Annotated in this window: 15 protein-coding genes; 5 read left to right on the forward strand and 10 right to left on the reverse strand. The window is 33.4% G+C overall.

Annotated elements, in window-relative coordinates:
- Positions 1 to 122: 122 nt before the first annotated feature.
- Entirely contained in the window at positions 123 to 1,751 is a 1,629-nt protein-coding gene (locus Q0975_RS23835) for an ATP-binding cassette domain-containing protein (RefSeq protein ID WP_299441775.1), read from the forward strand.
- Positions 1,752 to 1,810: 59 nt separating this feature from the next.
- Here the strand turns inward: Q0975_RS23835 and Q0975_RS23840 are convergent, their stop codons facing one another.
- On the reverse strand, positions 1,811 to 2,413 hold the full coding sequence (locus Q0975_RS23840; RefSeq protein ID WP_299441777.1) for a TetR/AcrR family transcriptional regulator: 603 nt from the start codon (positions 2,411 to 2,413) through the stop codon (positions 1,811 to 1,813).
- 85 nt (positions 2,414 to 2,498) lie between these two features.
- Between Q0975_RS23840 and Q0975_RS23845 the strand changes: the two genes are divergently transcribed.
- Together Q0975_RS23845 and Q0975_RS23850 are read left to right on the forward strand one after the other, a co-directional pair.
- Positions 2,499 to 4,352, forward strand: coding sequence for a fatty acid desaturase (locus Q0975_RS23845; RefSeq protein ID WP_299441780.1), 1,854 nt, complete (start codon positions 2,499 to 2,501; stop codon positions 4,350 to 4,352).
- Positions 4,349 to 5,908 (forward strand): GMC oxidoreductase, encoded by a 1,560-nt coding sequence (locus Q0975_RS23850; RefSeq protein ID WP_299441783.1) that lies wholly within the window; start codon positions 4,349 to 4,351, stop codon positions 5,906 to 5,908. Before Q0975_RS23845 ends, Q0975_RS23850 begins: the two co-directional genes overlap by 4 nt.
- Here the strand turns inward: Q0975_RS23850 and Q0975_RS23855 are convergent.
- From Q0975_RS23855 to Q0975_RS23885, 7 genes are all read right to left on the reverse strand, one after another.
- Positions 5,905 to 6,111, reverse strand: coding sequence for a hypothetical protein (locus tag Q0975_RS23855; RefSeq protein WP_299441786.1), 207 nt, complete (start codon positions 6,109 to 6,111; stop codon positions 5,905 to 5,907). The genes Q0975_RS23850 and Q0975_RS23855 overlap by 4 nt on opposite strands.
- A 6-nt stretch (positions 6,112 to 6,117) precedes the next feature.
- The gene (locus Q0975_RS23860; protein ID WP_299441789.1) at positions 6,118 to 6,345 is read right to left on the reverse strand and encodes a DUF2007 domain-containing protein; all 228 of its coding nucleotides are present in this window, start codon (positions 6,343 to 6,345) and stop codon (positions 6,118 to 6,120) included.
- 10 nt (positions 6,346 to 6,355) lie between these two features.
- Positions 6,356 to 7,075 (reverse strand): hypothetical protein, encoded by a 720-nt coding sequence (locus tag Q0975_RS23865; protein ID WP_299441792.1) that lies wholly within the window; start codon positions 7,073 to 7,075, stop codon positions 6,356 to 6,358.
- A gap of 201 nt (positions 7,076 to 7,276) precedes the next feature.
- Positions 7,277 to 8,905 carry an amidohydrolase family protein gene (locus tag Q0975_RS23870; protein WP_299441795.1) on the reverse strand — a complete coding sequence of 543 codons (1,629 nt, stop codon included), beginning with the start codon at positions 8,903 to 8,905 and terminating at the stop codon, positions 7,277 to 7,279.
- A gap of 150 nt (positions 8,906 to 9,055) precedes the next feature.
- Positions 9,056 to 9,643: a Crp/Fnr family transcriptional regulator gene (locus Q0975_RS23875; RefSeq protein ID WP_299441798.1), complete on the reverse strand. Its 588-nt coding sequence runs from the start codon at positions 9,641 to 9,643 to the stop codon at positions 9,056 to 9,058.
- A gap of 297 nt (positions 9,644 to 9,940) precedes the next feature.
- Positions 9,941 to 11,710 (reverse strand): serine hydrolase, encoded by a 1,770-nt coding sequence (locus tag Q0975_RS23880; RefSeq protein WP_299441801.1) that lies wholly within the window; start codon positions 11,708 to 11,710, stop codon positions 9,941 to 9,943.
- A gap of 153 nt (positions 11,711 to 11,863) precedes the next feature.
- Positions 11,864 to 12,604 carry a glycosyltransferase family 2 protein gene (locus Q0975_RS23885; protein WP_299441804.1) on the reverse strand — a complete coding sequence of 247 codons (741 nt, stop codon included), beginning with the start codon at positions 12,602 to 12,604 and terminating at the stop codon, positions 11,864 to 11,866.
- Positions 12,605 to 12,730: 126 nt separating this feature from the next.
- Between Q0975_RS23885 and Q0975_RS23890 the strand changes: the two genes are divergently transcribed.
- Both Q0975_RS23890 and Q0975_RS23895 read left to right on the forward strand, forming a co-directional pair.
- Positions 12,731 to 14,827: a tetratricopeptide repeat protein gene (locus Q0975_RS23890; RefSeq protein WP_299441807.1), complete on the forward strand. Its 2,097-nt coding sequence runs from the start codon at positions 12,731 to 12,733 to the stop codon at positions 14,825 to 14,827.
- Between the two features lie 365 nt (positions 14,828 to 15,192).
- Complete coding sequence (locus Q0975_RS23895; protein WP_299441810.1) at positions 15,193 to 17,289, forward strand: tetratricopeptide repeat protein; 2,097 nt, start codon at positions 15,193 to 15,195, stop codon at positions 17,287 to 17,289.
- 148 nt (positions 17,290 to 17,437) lie between these two features.
- On the opposite strand, the gene Q0975_RS23900 is transcribed toward Q0975_RS23895, so the two are convergent.
- The gene (locus Q0975_RS23900) at positions 17,438 to 18,484 is read right to left on the reverse strand and encodes a hypothetical protein (RefSeq protein ID WP_299441813.1); all 1,047 of its coding nucleotides are present in this window, start codon (positions 18,482 to 18,484) and stop codon (positions 17,438 to 17,440) included.
- A gap of 147 nt (positions 18,485 to 18,631) precedes the next feature.
- Positions 18,632 to 20,545: a vanadium-dependent haloperoxidase gene (locus Q0975_RS23905; RefSeq protein WP_299441816.1), complete on the reverse strand. Its 1,914-nt coding sequence runs from the start codon at positions 20,543 to 20,545 to the stop codon at positions 18,632 to 18,634.
- Position 20,546 lies beyond the last annotated feature (1 nt).

The raw sequence follows: 20,546 nt of genomic DNA on the forward strand, positions 1-20,546 counted from the left end.
GTTAATTCTGTTTTTTTTGGATTTAGTATTTAGTTTTATCATTTCAAGCTTAAAATACTACTATATTTTTTGCAGGTTCTGGATCCATTTTTTTACTTTTGCCGAAAATACAATTTATAACTATGTTATCAGTTTCTAATCTTTCAGTTCAATTCGGAAAACGCATTTTATTTGACGATGTTAATACGAGTTTCGTACAAGGTAATTGCTACGGTATTATCGGGGCGAACGGTGCAGGAAAATCTACTTTCTTAAAAATTTTAGCAGGAGATTTGGATCCAACTTCAGGACATGTGATTCTAGAAACAGGTAAGCGAATGTCTGTCTTGTCGCAAGATCATTATGCTTATGATGAGTTTACTGTTTTAGAGACCGTTGTAATGGGAAATAAAATATTGTATAATGTAAAAAAAGAGATTGATGCTTTATATGCGGATTATACGGATGAAAATGCAGAAAGGATAGGAGAACTTCAGGTACAGTTTGAAGAAATGAATGGATGGAATGCAGATAGTGATGCTGCTACAATGCTTTCTAATTTAGGTATTAAAGAAGATTTGCATTATACAAGTATGTCAGACTTAGACACGAAACAACGTGTTCGTGTATTGATAGCTCAGTGTTTATTTGGTAAACCGGATGTGCTTATTATGGATGAGCCTACCAATGATTTGGATTACGAAACGATTTCATGGTTAGAACACTTTTTAGCTAATTTTGATAATACAGTTATTGTTGTTTCTCACGACCGTCACTTTTTAGATTCGGTGTGTACCCATATATCAGATATTGATTTCTCTAAAATTAATCATTACAGTGGTAACTATACTTTTTGGTACGAGTCTTCTCAATTAGCAGCAAAGCAACGTGCGCAACAAAATAAAAAATCAGAAGAAAAGAAGAAAGAATTACAAGAATTTATAGCTCGTTTTAGTGCAAACGTGGCAAAGTCAAAACAGGCGACTTCACGTAAAAAGATGATTGAGAAACTTAATATCGAAGATATAAAGCCTTCTAGTCGTCGTTATCCAGCAATTATTTTTGAAAGAGATAGAGAAGCCGGAGATCAGATTCTTAATGTAGAAGGACTAGCTGCGGTGAGTCAGGAAGAAGAGCAATTGTTTAAAAATATTGATATTAACTTGGCAAAAGGAGATAAAGTCGTTGTCTTCTCAAAAGATTCTCGAGCTACTACTGCTTTTTATCAAATACTTAATGAAAAACAAAAAGCAGAATCCGGTAAATTTGCTTGGGGAATAACAACCACTCAATCGTATTTACCAGCAGATAACAGTGAGTATTTTCAGAATGATTTAACCTTAGTTGATTGGTTACGTCAATGGGCAACTACCGAAGAAGAACGAGAAGAAGTATTTATAAGAGGATTCCTAGGTAAAATGATCTTTAGTGGGGAAGAGGCACTAAAAAAATCAAACGTATTATCCGGAGGAGAAAAAGTACGATGTATGTTATCTAAAATGATGATGACTAGAGCAAACGTATTGATGCTAGATGAACCTACAAATCACTTAGACTTAGAATCTATTACGGCGTTTAATAATTCTTTAAAGAATTTTAAAGGGACCATTCTTTTTACAACTCATGATCATGAGTTTGCTCAGACGGTTGCTAATCGCGTTATCGAGCTAACACCAGGTGGAGTGATAGATCGTTATACTACTTTTGATGAGTATATGAGCGATGGAAAAATCAAAGAATTAAGAGAGAAGATGTACGCAGTAAATGTGTAGAAAATATAATACTATGTAATTATAGAAATCCTGCAAACTGCAGGATTTTTTTTGTTTAATTATTTCATAACCAATCCTTCAAATTTAATATACATATATTCGGTAATAGCTGATTCTAATGTCTGTTTATTGTTATTAAAAAAAGTATGATCCGTAATGAGTTGCATAATAAAGTATTCATCTAACTTGATTAGTAATTCAGGAGAAACAGCTTTAAACATATTATTTTCAATACCAAAAATGTAAAAGTTTTTAAGATCCTTTAATAAACCTTGTAAAAAGCCTTCGACTATATTCCAGGCATCTGGATAATGGATTTGTAATTGTTTCAGATAGAAAGGCGAGATGTCCTTTACGCCTTCAGCGAGAATTTTAGCTAATGTTTCATATTGATAATTTAGTCCTGACAGCTCTCCAGATATTTCGTTTTTATAAGCTTTAAGGTAATCTACTCTAACCTGAGTGATGTATTCAAAAATCTCTTCCTTAGTAACAAAATATTGATAAATAGTAGATTTACTCTTATTCATCAATGTAGCTAGATCATCTATAGTAAGATCTCCGAGTTCAGTTGTTCTTAGTTTAGAAAGGAGTGCTTGCGTCCATTGTTCAACCTTTTTATTTTTATCTTTTCTTTCTCGGCTAATCGATTTTCTTCCCATACTTGGTAATGTACTAAAACCGAACTATATTTGTGGTTATAGTTCGATAAATAAATATGTTTTATCAAACATAATAAATTGAGTCGTGAAAAATCAAACAGCTTGGCAAAAATATTCGGGAAAGGTAGCCTGGCCAACCATTATTCTATTCGTGTTTTTATGTGTTGGATATATACTGCTTTGGAAATTTTACAATCTTGGGCTTTCAGGGTTGTGGACTTCATTACTAGGCGCAGGAATAGCTTATGGAATGTTTACGATTGCTCATGAAGCGAGTCATGGTAATATTTCTGGAGGAATAAAATCGTATAAAAGACTAGAGGAAATTCTAGGTTGGTTATCAAGTTTTTTTCTGTTGTTCCCATTTTCAGCATTTGTTGTGATTCATCTTAGGCATCATGCACATACCAATGACCCTGTTAATGATCCGGATCATTATGTAAATGGTAGTAATCCTTTTGCAATCTTTTTTAGGTGTTTAACACTAATTGGTCACTATTTTGGGTTAACCTTAGGGACGGATAGTAAAAAGAATATCGCAATGAATTCAATTAGAAATCAATCTATTGCATTTATGTTTGTATTGGTTGCTGTTCTTGGTATTTTGATTTTGTCAGGAAATGGTAAGGCTTTATTCTATGTTTTTATATTGTCTGCGCTCATTGCGGCACCAATTCTGGCTTTTTCTTTTGATTGGCTGCCTCACTATCCGCATAATAATTTAAGTAAATATCATAATACACGCATAGTAACGATTCCCGGACTTGAGTTTTTATCATTATACCAAAGTTATCATCTAATACATCATTTACATCCTAGAGTTCCGTTCTATAAGTATCGCAGTTGTTTTCTGGATATAGAAGCAGAGCTTCTCGAAAAGCAATCACCTATTGAAGGTTTCAGAAGTCAGGATCTAAAGTTGCTTGATAAGCAAAACACCTATGTTGATATTCAGTCCGGAAAAACTTGGGACTATATTCTAGAAGTAGAAAATGTTTTTCAAGCAACACCAGATAGTGTCCATATTGTTTTTAAGAATTTAGAAAAAACGAATTTTTTGTTTAAACCAGGTCAATATGTCGTGGTTTCTGATTATGTAAATGATCAACAGGTAAGTAGGTGTTATTCAATTTGTGAAGATCCAATAACTGGGAAATTGGGTATTGCAGTAAAGAGTGTTCCGGATGGAAAATTGTCTAATTATTTGGTAGCAAAGGTTAAGAGAAATTATAAACTGAGAGTTTCTGGACCTTTCGGAAAATTTTTATTACCTGAGTATATCGATAAACCATTTCTTTTTATTGCGGGTGGTAGTGGCATTACTCCAATAATATCAATGATTAAGTTTGTTCTTAGAACTTCAGAAAAAAAAGTCACCTTGTTATATGGATGCAGATCCAATGCTGATGTAATTTTTTCTAAAGCACTCGAGGAACTTTTAGATAAATATCCTAAACAATTTACATATCTTTTATGTTTTGAAATATTGGATTCTGATCGACAGTATGAATATACAATGAATACAAAAATAGATACCTATTGTTTTGTCTGTGGACCAGCACCAATGATGAAAGCTTCTAGAATTGCATTAAACAAGATCGGTGTTTCTAACAATTTAATCAAAACAGAGGAATTTTCTCAAGAACCAAAAAAACTTTCAGGAAACGAATACCTGGTTCATACAGAAATGAATAGTATGGATGTGACATTTAAGGCCGATACTTCAGAAACAATTCTAGATGCTGCTTTGAGAGCTAACAAAGAACTTCCTCATGCTTGTATGATGGGAGATTGTGGAACTTGTAAAGCAAAACTTATTCATGGAGATGTAATCTGGAACTCTAAAGAGGATATAGTGCTTCTTGATAATGAAATTAACCAGGGACATATACTAACTTGTATGTGTACACCAAAAACTGATATAACATTGAAGATATGAGTATTGAATCAGTATACGATTATGTAATTATTGGTAGTGGTTTCGGAGGTTCCGTAAGTGCATTACGACTTTCTGAAAAAGGGTATAAGGTTTTGGTTATCGAAAAAGGAAAATGGTATCAACCTAAGGATTTTCCTAAATCAAACTGGAATCTCAGGAAATGGTTATGGATTCCTTTTTTTAGATGGTTTGGTATCATGAAAATGTCCTTCTTTAAGCATGTAGTCGTGATTTCTGGCACTGGAGTAGGAGGAGGTTCTCTTGTATACGCTAATACACTTCCCGTTCCAAAGAAAGAATTCTTTACTTCGGGTAGTTGGAAAAACCTAGTAGATTGGCAATCAGAATTGGCGCCATTTTATAAAATCGCATTAAAAATGCTAGGAGCTCAGAAAAATCCACAGCTTTTTGACGGAGATAAAGCGCTAAAAGAACTAGCGGATAGCATGAATATAAAAGATGATTTTTCTGCCACAGATGTTGCTGTTTTTTTTGGCACACCTAATAAGGTAGTTCCAGACCCTTATTTTGATGGGAAGGGACCAGATCGAACCGGTTGTAATTACTGTGGTGGCTGTATGACAGGATGTAGGGTTGGAGCAAAAAACACATTAGATAAAAACTACTTATACTTAGCTCAGCAATTAGGAGCAGATATTCTAGCAGAAAACGAAGTGTTTGATGTGATTCCTTTTACAGAAGGGTATCAGGTGAAATTTAAATCGGCAACTAGGTTTTTTAAATCTAAAAAATCTATAAAAGCAAAAGGAGTTATCTTTTCAGGAGGGGTTTTAGGTACAGTAAAATTGTTACTAAAATTAAAGCAACAATCTTTACCTAAATTATCAGATCACCTAGGATCAGATATTAGAACTAATAATGAAAGTTTGATTAGTGTGACGAATTTGAATGGAAAAAAGGAAATGTCAAAAGGCGTTGCTATTGGTTCTATTTTGAATACTGATGAAAATAGTCATTTAGAAATTGTGCGATATGCTAAAGGGTCTGGATTTTGGAGATTATCTCATTTACCATTAACCCATGGTAAAAATGCTGTTGTACGAGTCTCAAAAATGGTAACTAGCTTTATAAAACATCCAGTATCTTATATTAAATTATATACAACCAGAGACTGGAGTAAAAGCACTGCCATTCTATTGTTTATGCAAACATTAGACAGTACATTAAAATTTAAAAGAACCTCCTTAGGTCGTATGAATACTACAGTAGCTGCTGGCAAGAAGCCAAGTGCTTTTATTCCTCAATCCCTTAGTTTAGCAAAGCAATATGCAGAACTGACAGGAGGTAAAGAAACCGTTTTTGGTTTAGAACCGTTAGCAGGAATCCCTTCAACCGCTCATATTTTGGGAGGCGCTGTTATGGCTGCCAATGCCGAAGATGGAGTAATTGATAAGGATAACAAAGTATTTGGATATGAAAATATGTATATCTGTGACGGATCTATGATATCCGCCAATCCAGGAGTGAATCCTTCTCTATCTATTACAGCAATAACGGAACACGCAATGAGTAAGATACCTATTAAAGAGAATTAATCTTCATGTGTGTTTTTATTTTTTAAGTGCCGATAAATCAAAAAACCACCATAGAGGATCAATCCTACTGTGAGAACCACTCTATAATTCCACTCTGATTCGGTTTGTAATCTTTGATATAACCTGAAACTTCCAAATAATACCAACGCAATACCGATCATGAAGTCCCAGTTTTTTCTGGGATTTTTATTTTCTTCTTCCATAATAATTTAAGATAGGCTTTTTTCTATGATTGGAATTGCTTCTTCTACATCGGTTTTCTTTACAAACAGCTGAACGTGATCTGGAATTCCACCTCCAAAACCAGCTGCCATACCTGATTTCATGTCATCTCTGGTTATAGAATTAATGCCGCTATCTTGTAGCAGATTTTGTAAAAATTGTATGTTAATCAAGCTACCTGTGTATACTCTTTCATATTCACTTTCTGGAAACATATAGTATTGTTTACGCGTTAAAATATTTACTATCCCAGATTTCAGTATTAAAGTTCTTACCTAATGCAAACCCATAAAATAAAACTACAGCTGCAACAGACTTAAACATAAAGAAAAATATCATTATAAATTCCGAGGTATTATTTTCCTTACTGAACAATCCTTGTGGGACCATAAAGGTAATTAAAAGACTCACTAAAAAAGTAAGAATTATTAAGTTTTCAAAACTCTTAAAAAACCACATCATTAACTTGCGAAAAGGGTGGAGGTCATTTCCCCATTTGTGAATTAAATAATGGTAGTCATTTCCCATAGGAGCAAAAAGCAAAGGATCATCTGCATTTGCTAGTTTAAATAGCTTAGAAGGAGCAATGATTTTAAACCCTTTTAATTCTATCTGGTGGGTTTTCTCTAAATCTTTTATCTCTGACAATGCTTCCAGAGGAAGTTTACCTTTAAAATACTTAGCATCTAAAAAACGTAATCGATAATCAATACAGATTTTTTTAATCTGATCAATATGATATATTCTAGAGCTCTCTAGATGATCAAAAATGAAATCATTTCTTTCGGATACAGAACCGTTTTTCAGTGTTTTAAGTATACGGTCATTCTTTTTTTCTTCTTTTTGAAAAATAGACTCAAGTTGTAGTTTCCAGTTAGAAATGTCAAATTGTTTGTTTCGTAGTTGAGTAAGTTGTTTTTCGATATTAGTTTTAGGGAATATCATTTTTATTTTTCTTTAGCTCCACTAAATTAACTATTTACGATATGGATTGCAAGGCTTTCATTTTTTTAACAAATGTTGATTTTTACATAAATCATGTACATTCAGCCTTGCATAATCAGTTTCTTGCTAAGAAAAAAATAATTTTTTAAAGAGTTCTTTGAGTCATTAAAAGGAGTATTCCTCAATTATCATTAATAAGATTTACAATTCACTATGTTTTACAACACCATTGACCATAGTGAATAATACTTTAGTATTTGGTAAAGAATCGGTTGAAATCTTTGTAATATCTTGATCTAAAATAATTAGATCAGCTTGTTTACCTACTTCAATTGACCCTAACTTGTTTTCCATGCGCAAATGGTATGCGCTTTCAATGGTAATGGCTCTAACAAGACTTTGAATGTCAACACCAAAAGCCCTACCTTTTTCAAGTGAAACAAAAGGTGTTGCACGTTCTACAGGTCCTGAAGCTGGAAAATCACTGGATATTTTAACTATTGCACTAGAACTAAATAATTCAGCTACGGGTGTTTCCATTGGGAAATCATGCGCCAGTTGTATATCCGCTATTACACCAAGTTGGCTAAATCTTGGAACATCTGCCATTTGAAGAAAGGTATTATGAGTAATGGTAAATCTACTGTTGCTTTTTTCACTGGTAACTGATTCAATAGCATTGAGCGCTTCGTTAATAGTAGATTTATTTATGGCATGAATCATGACATCTATACCTGCATCGTTAAGATTGCCTAGGTATTGTTGCATTTCCTCTTCTTCAAATTGAATGAATGGTCCCATAAATGTAATTCCATCATTAGAGAATTTTATGGAAGAAGCCCTTACCATATCAGAATTAAAATCTTTCTGTAAAGCTTGCATATCTGCAACGGCATTTTGTGCATCTTCACGAGAGGTAATGTAATGAGAGCCAAAATAACGTACCGGTAATGTCCCAGAATCTTTCATTTCACTAACCACCTGAAATGCATTTCTTTCTATAGAAGGAGCACCAGCATCAAAAATAGTTGTGATACCTTGTGCAGGTAGTTTATTTAAAAGTGTAGGAAGTCCATTTTTGAGTTGCTCAAGAGTTCCTATGTTTAAAGCCGGTAGATGCGACCAAAAAGCACTACCTTCTACCAATCTACCTGTAGGATTTCCATCATGATCTCTTACATAAAAATGAGCTCCAGGATGAGGGTCTGGCGTGCTTGCATTTATGCCAATAAGTTCTAGTGTAGCACTATTTGCCAGAGCGTCATGGGCACTATTAGAAATTAAAAAAATAGGCTTTTCTGAATTTATTACATCCAGAAATTCTTTGGTCGGGCTACCAGAAAATGTGCCATCAGAATTTTTAGTGGTAAAGCCAGCCATATTTAAGCCAAAACCAAAGATGACCTCTTTATCTGGGTTTTTTGCAATGTAATCTTGAATTCTGGTTTGCGCCTCTTCTGGTGTTCGGGTTCCTAAAAGATTTACACCAATTTCTGTAATAACACCTACTCCTGCATGAAAATGACCATCAATGATACCTGGCATTAACATTTTCCCCTTTAAGTCTATAGTTTTTGTTTTTTCGTCAGTTAAGTTTAGAGATTGAATTTTTTGAGTACTTCCAACATGAACAATTTTTCCATCTTTTACGACTACTGCTTCAGCAATACTATTATTATCATCAACAGTGTTGATTTTTCCATTAGTAAAAATATAATCTGCAGCCATATTTGTGTCGGACAAAGAATTCTTCTTTTTTTCACCAGTACAGGATACGACTGTTAACATAATTGCTGCAAGCATTGAAAGTGATGAAGCTATTGTTTTCATTTGATTTGATTTTTGTAAATAATGTTTGGCTGAAGCTAATATCAGCTAGCAAAACTCTAAGTCATAAAAGTAATCCAAATCTTGATTAAGGCTTAATTTAAGGTAGAAAACAACCTATGATGGTATCATTTTTTGATAATTATCAATTTATTAACCCTTAGTAGTACTTACAGCCTTTCTAACTCTACTTAAATGTTCACCAGATATTCCCATGTACTCTGCCACATACTTTAATGGTACTCGCAAAATAATATTAGGATGATTTGTTAGAATATAGTTGTACATTTTCTCGCTGGAATAGGATAGAAGTTTTGAGTGTAGTTCCCGGTAATCAAGGAACATCTTGAGGAAATTATTCGTCTTCTTCAAATTCATTTCATCATAGGAAATATGGAATTTCCGGACATCTTCATAGTGAAACTCTTGTAAAGTACAATCTTCCAAACATATGATATTATGCTCCGATACATTTCTCGATTCAAAGCTCTCAAATGAAGTAACAAGCTCTCCTTCAAAGTGAAACTGGGAGGCTCTCGTCTGTTTCCCTTCGACATATTGCTGCATTAGAGCTCCTTTTTCCAGAAAATAAAGTTTATTACTAACTTCACCTTGAGTTAAAACTATCTCGTTTTTCGAAAAGTGTACAAGTTGTTTCTTAGAGAGCAAGTCCGCAATAAGATCGGGATTATCAGGGAAATTTTGAAGAAGGTGCTGTTCAATTGGATAATACTTGTTCATCGGCTACAGTGGTAAGAAGGTAATTTAAGAACATTAGCTGGAATATACCAAAAATAGATCGCCAAATACATATTGGTCCTGTGGATCATCGCATCAGCATTGAAGGCGATCAGATTTTTGATTGACAAAGAAAAAGAGATTGTTAGGAAAATAAGTATGACTAATTTATAGCACTCATAAATGTTATGGAGTGAATTTTGATTATTTTTTAACAAATGTTGATTTTTACATAAATCATGTACATTCAGCCTTGCATAATCAGTTTCTTGCTAAGAAAAAATAGATATTTTAATTATTTTATAGATTCTTTTTCTTCTCATTATAAGGTGTATAGTTCTCCCATTCCCAAGGTGTATAGATATCTCCTAATGCTACTTCTAACAATTCTTTAAAAATACTTTCTCCATTATCACTATTGGTCATAATCATAATTCCTTTTTTTGCTTCTGGAAATAGAATAGAATAATGCTGAAAACCATCTCCGTGTCCTTCTTTAAAAGCTCCCGTTCCATATGGTGATTTTAATATTCCCCATCCTAATCCATAACTAAGTTGGATATCATCATTCAATGATCCTTCTTGATGTGATAAAGGTCCAAATTGTCTAAGCGTTCGTATTTTTATCTGAGGATTGAAAATTTCATTCCAGGAATCTTCCGAAATAATTTTATGCTGCAATACAGCTTCTAGGAACTTGCTGTAATCTTTAGCAGTAGTTTCTAGTGTACCTCCACCTCTAGGTTCATTGTCTTTATCTTTTTTAAGAGGAGTACCTTCTGTAGCATGACCATATGCAAAATCATTATCGAACGATGCACTCCATTGATAACTAGAATGAGTCATGTTTAGTGGTTCAAATATTTTTTCCTGTGCTATTTCTTCAAGTCCTTTACCAAGTAACTTCTCTAATACGACTTGTAAATAAATAAATCCTTCTCCAGAGTAACTATAACGAGTGCCAGGTTCAAAATGAACTCTTAATTTATGATCTGGTTCAAACCATCTGTAATTATTAAACCCTGTTGTATGTGCTAAACACATGCGAGCAGTTATTTTGTGATATAGAGAATCCATTTGTAAAGAAGAGAAATCATCATGCCATCTGGTTTCTGGTTTGTATTTATATATCTTTTTAGGAAGATAAGATTCTAACGGTGTATCTAGATCTATAACTTTTTCTTCTACAAGTTTCATGACTAGAACAGCAAAAACTGCCTTGCTAAAAGATGCTCCATACATATTGGTGGTATCCGTTAACTGTTGTTTGTTTTCGTAGTTTTTATATCCAAAAGTTTTCTTATAAGTGATTTGGCCATCGTTAAAAATGGATACAGCAATTCCGTGTACCTGTGCATCGGTAACAAGTTGTTGTATTTTGAATGTCAAAGAATCTTTCGCAATTGTTGAACTATCCAGTCTAACAATTTGTTTGGATGTAGGGTCTGAACAACTAATAGCACTAAATGAAATTAAAAGAATAATAATTCCAAGGTGTTTTAAATTTTTGTTTTTCTTTAAAAAAGAAATAGATAAAGGGTAATAATATTTTCGTGTGTTTAATACAGAAATAATATTTACAATCATCACTATAATACAATACGGAAGAACCGAAATAAAAAGGAAAAAACCGAGACCAGGTAATGTAACTAATGCTATAAATGAAAGTAAGAAAAGAATGGTCATGGTGATTTGAAAATTTATGATTGCTCTTCCATGAGTATCATAGATTTTATTATCCTCTCTTTTATGAATCCAAAGAAATAAAGGAATTAAAATATTACAGAGAGGTATCATTAATCCTAATATAGGAACAGCATGTAATAGTAATAGCCATTTTTGTTGTATTGTTTCTTCTTTAGGATTTTCTATAGGGAGAAGATCATCTACATTAACTTCCAAGGCAACAGCTAATAGTTTTATGGTTTGTAGATGAGGTGTTACTTCTCCTTTTTCTATACGTTGGATGGTTCGTATCCCTACCGTTGTTTTGTCTGACAACTCTTCCTGTGTATATCCTTTTAATTTACGATGATATAATAGATTTTTTGAAATTGATTGATGTTCCATGTTTTCGATTTTATGTACAGGACAAAGCTATGGATAGATTCAAGTATTTGTTACGCCATTTAGATGTCACCTATCTGTCATTTATTGTTTTTATTGGGGGTTTAGTCGTCATTTGAATGCTTAGAGAGAATTTTGAATGAATATGCAATAGTCTTATCTAAATAATTTATTTGAAATTATTTTGTGTTTATGAAGAAAGTATTGAATAGATACCTTTATCACTCCAAGACCGTATACCACGCTTCGTTTAAAACTAATTGAGGAACTTTCTTCAACATATTTTGTTGGACAGGTGATTTCTCCAATTTCATATCCTTTATTAAAAATTTGACAAATCATTTGATTATCAAAAACAAAATTATCTGAATTATGTGCTAATGAAACAGAGTTCAATACTTCTCTGGAGAAAGCTCGATATCCACTGTGGTATTCCGAGAGTTTTTGTCCAATGATAATGTTTTGAAGTAGTGTCAAAAATCGGTTGGCTATATATTTATAAATTGGCATCCCGCCTTTAAGTGCTCCTTTTCCCAAAATTCGAGATCCCATGACAACAGGATATACATCATTAGCTATAAGGTAACACATAGAATGAATTAGTTTAGGGGTGTATTGATAATCTGGATGTAGCATGACTACAATATCGGTATTCAGGGATAATGCTTTTTTATAACATGACTTTTGATTACCCCCATATCCTTTATTTACTTTGTGTTCTACAATGTGTTTTATTCCCAATTCCTTAGCAACTTGTATTGTTTCATCGGTACTTTTGTCATCAACTAAAATGATTTCATCCACGATATCAGTAGGAATCTCTTTAAAAGTATCGCGTAGCGTATAAGATGCATTATATGCAGGAAGAACAACAACAATTTTTTTATTGTGAATCATACAGTAAAGCCTAAGCCGAGTATATTTAGATATGATGATTAAGTTTTGCCATCCTAAAATAGGAAAAGAAAATGTTTATCTATTAAAAAGAAATGTATTTTTGAAAGAGATTCCTAAATGAAACCAATGCAAAAGAAATCCTATATTTGGTTATCAGCCTGTCTGATTATCACTTTTCTTTTCTTAAGCCCTAATCTAGCTAATGATTTCCTTAACTGGGATGACCCTGCTTATGTAATACATAATCCACTGATCAAGGATTTATCTGTTCAAGGTATTAAAAACATTTTCACTACAAAAGAAGTTGTAAGTACCTACGCACCCGTAGTATTATTATCATGGTCCATAGATTATGCTATATCAGGACTACATCCCTTTACATTTCATCTAATTAATATGATACTACACCTTATAGTAGTTATATTGGTTTTTTATCTTGCTTTTATCCTAAGTAAGAGAGTTGAGGTTGCTTTTATTACAGCTGTTTTATTTGGGATTCACCCAATGCACGTGGAAACAGTAAGTTGGATTTCTGCGAGGAAAGATATCTTATATACATTGTTTTTTATTGGAGGGTTGATTATCTATTATTTTTACACAGAAAAATCCGCTAAATACCCTAAATGGTATTATTTTATTGGATGTTTACTAGTGTACTTGCTATCTCTGTTGTCTAAGGGAACGGCGGTTATATTTCCATTAATATTGTTTCTGTTCGATTATCTGAAAAATAGAAAGGATATAAAGTTGTTGGTCTTGGAAAAACTACCCTTTCTGATATTAAGCGGAATTTTTCTATTTGTAGCAATTGATGCCCAAGCAAGTGGTGGAGCTATGGAAGATAGAAATTTTGTTTCTTTCTGGGACTCTCTTTTTGTTGGGTTTTATGGATATCTTACGTATTTAGTAAAATCTATAATCCCTTTCCATCTTAGTCCATACCACCCATATCCATATAACCTTGGAGAAAATATACCTTGGTATTTTTATGCCTCTGCTATTCCGGTACTCGCACTTTTTATGTATACAGTAGTTAAGGTTAAAACATATCGAATTTTAGCATTTGGAATTACTTTTTTCTTTATCACTTTAATTCCTGTAATTCAGGTGTTGCCTTTTGGTTCTGCAGTTACAGCAGATAGATATACATATCTACCCTATTTCGGATTGTTTTTTATTTTGGGTATTGGATTTGTTAGCTTGGTTGAAAAACAAGCAAACTGGAAAAAAGGAATAAAATTAATTTCATTAGGACTTCTATTGGTGCTAGGTGTAATTACATTTCAATATTCTAAAGTATTTAAAAATACAGAAACGTTATGGATACATGTAATTGACAAGTACCCAGAAAACTTTTTAGCATATATGAATATTACAAATCATAAAATTTCTCAGAAGAAGTTTGATGAGGCACTTATTTATGCCAACAAAGCGATCACGCTAAAACCCGAAAGTTATGCTTTATATTATAATCGAGGTTTTGTAAATGAAGTGATGAAGAAAAATGAGCTTGCCATAAAAGATTATTCTAAGTCCATCAATATGTATCCTAAGTATTATTCAGCATATACTAATCGAGGTATTTTATATTTCAAAGACAAACAGTATAATCGAGCTATTCAAGATTTTGATAGTTCCATTGTAATTGAGCCTAAAAACCCGCAAGGGTATTTCAATAGAGCTATGGTGTTCCAAAAAACAGCGCAGTATGAAAAAGCGCTACAAGATATTAATAGTCTAATTTCTTTAAATTATAATCTACCCAAGTCACTATTGTCTCGCGGTAAGACCCTCGTAAATCTTGGAAGAAAAGATGAAGCTCTTATAGATTTTACAAAAGCCATAGAATTAAATCCTGAATATATTGAAGCTTATTTAAATCGTGGAAACTTGTATATCGAAAAAGGAAAGTTCAATGCAGCATTAAAAGATTTCGGTAGCATCTTGAAATTAGATTCGGGATACGTAGATGCATATATTAATCAAGGACTAATACTAATGAATCTGGCTAGATATAAGGAAGCGTTAGAAAGCTTTAATAAATCGCAAAAGCTGGCTCCAAATAATCATTTAATATATTACAATAGAGGCATTTTATATCAGATATCGGGTAATACAGATGCTGCATTGAGCGATTTTGATGAATGTATGAGAATAGCACCCGGTTTTATGCCTGTAAAAAAGGATAGAGAAAAACTAATGAACATACGTAGAAAAAACTAAAAAATTATTTAGTATTCCATTGATTCCAGATAGTTTTTCCAACCAATTGGTATTCTTTATTTGTTTTATGAGTTATAATGTGTTTTACTCCGAGATCCTTAGCCACTTGTATTGTTTTTATCATCAACTAAAATGATTTCTCTACGATATTAGCAGTAATCTCTTTAAGGTATTACGTAGTCTAGAAGAGGCATTATATGCGGAGAGAACTATAATAATTTTTTTATTATGATTCATAAAGTAAAAGTGTGTCCTATGTATATCTATACATAAAGATTGCGTTTTACTATTCTAAAATTAGAAAAGAAAATGTCTATCTATTAAAAAGAAATGTATTTTTGAAGGTGTTTAATTCCTACCACATTATGCAAAAGAAGCATTTTCTTTGGTTACTCATATCTTTAGGGCTAACATTTATATGCTTAAGCCCTAATCTAAGCAATAATTTTTTAGACTTTGATGATCCAGATTATGTAATAAACAATCCTTTGATACGAGATTTCTCCTTTCAGGGAATTAAAAACATATTCAATACAGAAAGGGTTGTAGGAACGTATTCGCCAATAGTAATAGTGTTCTGGACTATAGATTATGCAATATCCGGTCTGAATCCAATAACATTTCATCTCACAAGTATATTAATGCATATGTTAGTGGTAGTATTGGTTTTTTATTTGGCTTTTTTGTTAAGTAAACGAATCGAAGTCGCCTTTATAGCTTCTATCCTTTTTGGAATACACCCCATGCATGTAGGTGCGGTAAGTTGGATTTCTTCGTGTAAGGATATTATGTATACCTTATTTTTTATAGCTGGATTGATTGCGTATTATTTTTATGTCAATGAACTTACAAAATATCCGAGATGGTATTATTTTATCATATCTATATTGTTATACGTGTTATCTCTTTTCTCTAAAGGTACAGCAGTTACATTTCCTTTGATATTACTTTTGTTTGATTATCTGGCAGCAAGAAAAGATTATAAAAGGATTGTATTAGAAAAGATACCTTTTTTACTTTTAAGCGTTGTCTTTGTTATGGTAGCTATCCATGTTCAAAAGATAGCAGGTGCTATGGAAGACAGAATTTTTGTTTCTTTTTGGGATTCGATCTCTGTAGGATTTTATGGATATTTCACTTATTTGATTAAGTCCATAGTACCGTTTCATTTATCCTCGTATCATCCGTATCCGAATGTTATAGGAACGACAAACCCTTGGTATTTTTATGCTTCTGCGATTCCTGTGTTGTTACTTTTTATTGGTACCGTTATAAATGCAAAGAAATATCGTTTGTTTGTGTTTGGAGTTGCCTTTTTCTTTATCACATTAATTCCGGTAATACAAGTGATGCCGTTTGGGTCAGCGGTCACAGCAGATCGGTATACTTATTTGCCATATTTTGGATTATTTTTCTTATTTGGGCTCGGGATTATAACACTATTGGATCGTGTCGGTAGATATAGGAATTGGGTCTATATAATAGGTGCGAGTTATTTTCTACTACTAGGTGTGGTAAGTTTTGGATATGCAAAAATATTTAAAAACAGTGAGACATTTTGGTCTCGTGTAATAAAGGTATATCCGGATGATTTTCTGGGATATATGAACAGAGGGAGTTATCGAGTGCAGCAAGGGCACTATATAAAAGCACTAGAAGATCTAAATCATGGAATGACCTTAAATAATACCTATTATTGGCTTCCATATAACAGAGCATTGGCATATAATGGCTTAGGGAAATATGAAGATGCCTTAATGGATTACAACAAATCTATAGCATTAGATCCCAAGTATACTTCTAGTTTTCTGAATAGAGGGATTATTTATAATCGTAAGGGAGATTTTGATAAAGCGATTGCCGATTTTAGTCAAGTTATTCGATTAGACTCTAAGGCATATAAGGCGTATTATAACAGAGCATTGAGCAATAAAAAGAAAGGCGCCTATCCTACTGCCATAGAGGATTTGTCTATCATGATTTCTTTGGGACAATTGGTTTCTGAAGGATTGGTTAGTAGAGGAGAAGTTTATACTTTAATTGGACAAAAAGAACAAGCATTTGCAGATTTTGATCAAGCGATTAGGTTAGATCCTAATATGGCAAAAGTATATACTAAAAGAGGAACGTTGTATTTTGATATCGGTAAATATGCTGCTGCTGAAAAAGATTTTAGACAAGCAATCCGATTAGACCAAAATCAGCTCAATGCGTATATTAATTTAGGGGTTATTTTGATGAATCAATCAAGGTTTAAGGAGGGGTTACAAAGCTTTAATGCAGCGCAGAAATTAGCGCCTAATGATTACCTGATTTATTATAACCGAGGATTGTTGTTACAGCTTTCTGGAAATTATAATGCTGCAATAACAGATTTTAATGAATGCTTACAACTGAAACCAGATTTTATGTCTGCCATACGGGATCGAGAAAAAATACAACAGGTCTTAGACACAAAGTAATACTATTTATACGTTGAATATAATACAATAAAACACCCCTTTTTTGTTCTCGTTTCAGGATAAAAAGAAATCGTAACGCTGTTATGCTTGATTTTTTTATCTAATTCAAAATCTAAATGATACAAGATGATGTAATGATTCAATCAAGTTATTTAGTATTCCATTCGTTCCATATAGTTTCACCAACCAATTGATATCCCTTAGCACGCATATGCTGGTCATAATTCCAGTAGAGATGTTCTCCATTTACCTCTCTTTCTTTAATGGTTTTCGTTACATCAATATAGGGTACTTCTAAAGCAGCACATTGTTTTTTTAAGAATTCTTGATGTCTTTGATATGCTGGTCCAGTAAGACTAATAGTATCAGGACATTCATTAAGGCAATACTGCTTTTCGAATTGTAGATAATAATCCGTAACCTGATTACGACTAGGGATATATACCACTACGGGCTTAACATTATTTTGACTACATACATACTTAAAAAAACCAATGGTTTCTCCTATAGCCGGAGAAGATTTTAAAAACTTCTCTTCTTTGTAAAGCGCGTTTCCCAAAAAAGGATTAAAAGTAGATTCCTTCATGTGTTCTGCTAATATAGGGGTCACGTCATATTTTAAGCTGTCTTCAAGACGAGACCACGGATTTGTTTTATTCGGAACTGGGGGAATATATGGTAGACCATTTTTTATCCACCTAAAACGCAGTGACCCATATTTTTTTGTTTGATTAATGATCTCGATTAATCTGGGGATGTAAGGATTGAAATATTCTGGTTCTAGAAAGTAATCAGGTATTTTAGGAGTTTTTTTACCAAGGTCATTGGCATAGATGCATAAAAATGCTACATCAGGTTTATAAGTTGGGATCATATCTGCGGTTAATTGTAAATAAGAATCGAGTCCACATCCTAGCAATCCACCATTTAATGTTTGATATGTTCCTTTACCGGCAAGCTCAAAAGCTTTCGGAATAGTTTCTTCCTGCCCAGCCATCACTCCCTCGATAAAACTATCACCAATAAAAAGCGCGCGCTTTTTGTCTCTAGGCTTTTTAACAAACCATTCGTCATCCCTAAACCCATAAAGATTCATTTTATGTTCAAATACTGCAGTAGTATCAGGAAACGATCTCCATTCCCAGGTTTGATCTCTGGAGTGTTTTGAGCCACTACCATCAAAATACAACTTCATAAAGTTGACCCGATCAAAATTTTGTATCTCGCGGGTAGGAAAGAAATACCTGAATACCATTTCCTGAAAAATGAATACACCAATCAGGTATAGGAATATATGTATAGTTTTTTTAGACATTGTACTAATCTTCTAGTTAATCTACAATCACTTAAAAAATTGTTCAGCAAATTCAATAGCATTTTCGGCAACTTTTTTACCCATTTTTCTTCCCTCTATATCATCGGCAGGAGGATGGATACCTCCCCATACTCTGGATAAACATGTTTCTATTGCAGCATCATAGTAGGTACCCCATTGTAACGTAACTTCTTCTGAAGGACCATTTTCAAAAAGAAGGAACTCATTCTTCTTTGCTGTAAAAGTTTCTAACCCATTCGGAAAATAAGGAGATCCTGTCATATAATCTAAAAGTATCGCTCCTGTAGTAGAAAAAGTAGAATGGCCTGATGTATATCCAGCAAATGGAGGAGTTGGAAAACTATATCTTTGGTAGGGCCACCAGTTTTCTGCTAAAATCCATCCACTTCCTGCAGCATCAGTAATTGGGTCTTTGATCGCATCAGGTCCTTTCCAAGAGTATACCTTTACTTTATTTAGGTGTTCTTTGTTAGTGCCTACTAATGGATCATTTTCTTTTACTAGTGCTACGCTACCTTTTTTTAACTTTAACCCAGAAGAATTGTAATTTGGTAATTCTGGATTGGAGGATTGCCCTAATTTTCCCAGATATCTAATTGCTGAAATAGGACGAACATAGTCATAATACGACTTTACACTCCAACAGGCAATCCCAGCATCGTGCAAAGCTCCAGTCATTAAAAAATAGCTTTTAATATCCCATTCTAATTGAGATAAAGATGAATCTTTTCCGTTCCACTTTCTTTCAAAGTCTGGATTATATGATATTTTATTTAAAAATTGTAGCCAATGACCAGGAGGAGAAGTAGTATTAGGACCATCTACCCAAAACTCTGCAATGACTCTGCAATAATCGCCTTGTTTTACCATGTTTTTAGGATATCTTTTTTTGGTAAAAGGGTTTTTTACTGCTTTCTTTCGATGGTTGTTTTTGATATTAGCATAATACTGTTGGTATGCTTCAAAAGTAGAAGGAAGATGATCATCCATACTGGTAATTCCTCTTGGTGACACATCCCAAATTTCAGGATTTTTTGGATCTAAATAACCAGACATGTTCTGCACCAATTGGAATCCCCAGCGATATCTTTCTGTGCTCATAGAATCCTCTACATCGAATAAGGGTGGTGAACCCGGATCAAAATGAAGATTGTTTTCTGACGGTGGTAACGCAAATGGGAAAACTTCTCCCCAATAAGAGGTCAGAAACTGTGTGTTCCCAGGAATCAGAAGATAATTCCAGTCTTTCAGAGTTTTGTCATACCCTTTTGAATCAATATAGTGTTCAATATCAATAGGCTGCCAGCGATTGGGGTTGTTTAATCCTTTTGTGCCAGCTATTTCAGGTCTTAGGTTCTGATTAGCACCAGTATAATCTTCTGATTCATGACGGTCATCTTCTCTAGAATTATCATTAGCTCCTAATTCGATGATATAATTTGCTATATAGTTGCCTAACGCTTCCGGAGATCCCTTTTGATAATCATCCTTTCTATAACTTATGGAGTATCCTAAACTATCCAATTGGCTAGTTAAGTAATCAATCGTTCGTCCTTTACTACCATATTCATTATATCGTCCGTATATGACACCATAAGCAGCGTACATAACAGCAATATTTCTTAGACTGTCGATATTCTTAGAAACTTTCTTAAAATCAGGATCAAAAGGGAGTTCGAATCCATGATATTTCTTTCCTAAAAAATAAGTTGATTGGCTCGGATCATAAGCTGCCCAAGCATCATGCATAGCGGCAGAAGTGTGAAAAAAATTACGTGCTTGTACAGTGGGGCCTTGTCCGTCTTCGACTACCATTCCCAGCATGAGATCTATCATTTTTCTGGCTGTGCTTCGTTCTTGTTGTGCATGGACAGAATGAAATAAAAAAAATAGTATAAGGAGCGATAACTTATGAGTCATT

The sequence above is a fragment of the uncultured Aquimarina sp. genome (genome assembly GCF_947500065.1).
Taxonomy (GTDB): domain Bacteria; phylum Bacteroidota; class Bacteroidia; order Flavobacteriales; family Flavobacteriaceae; genus Aquimarina.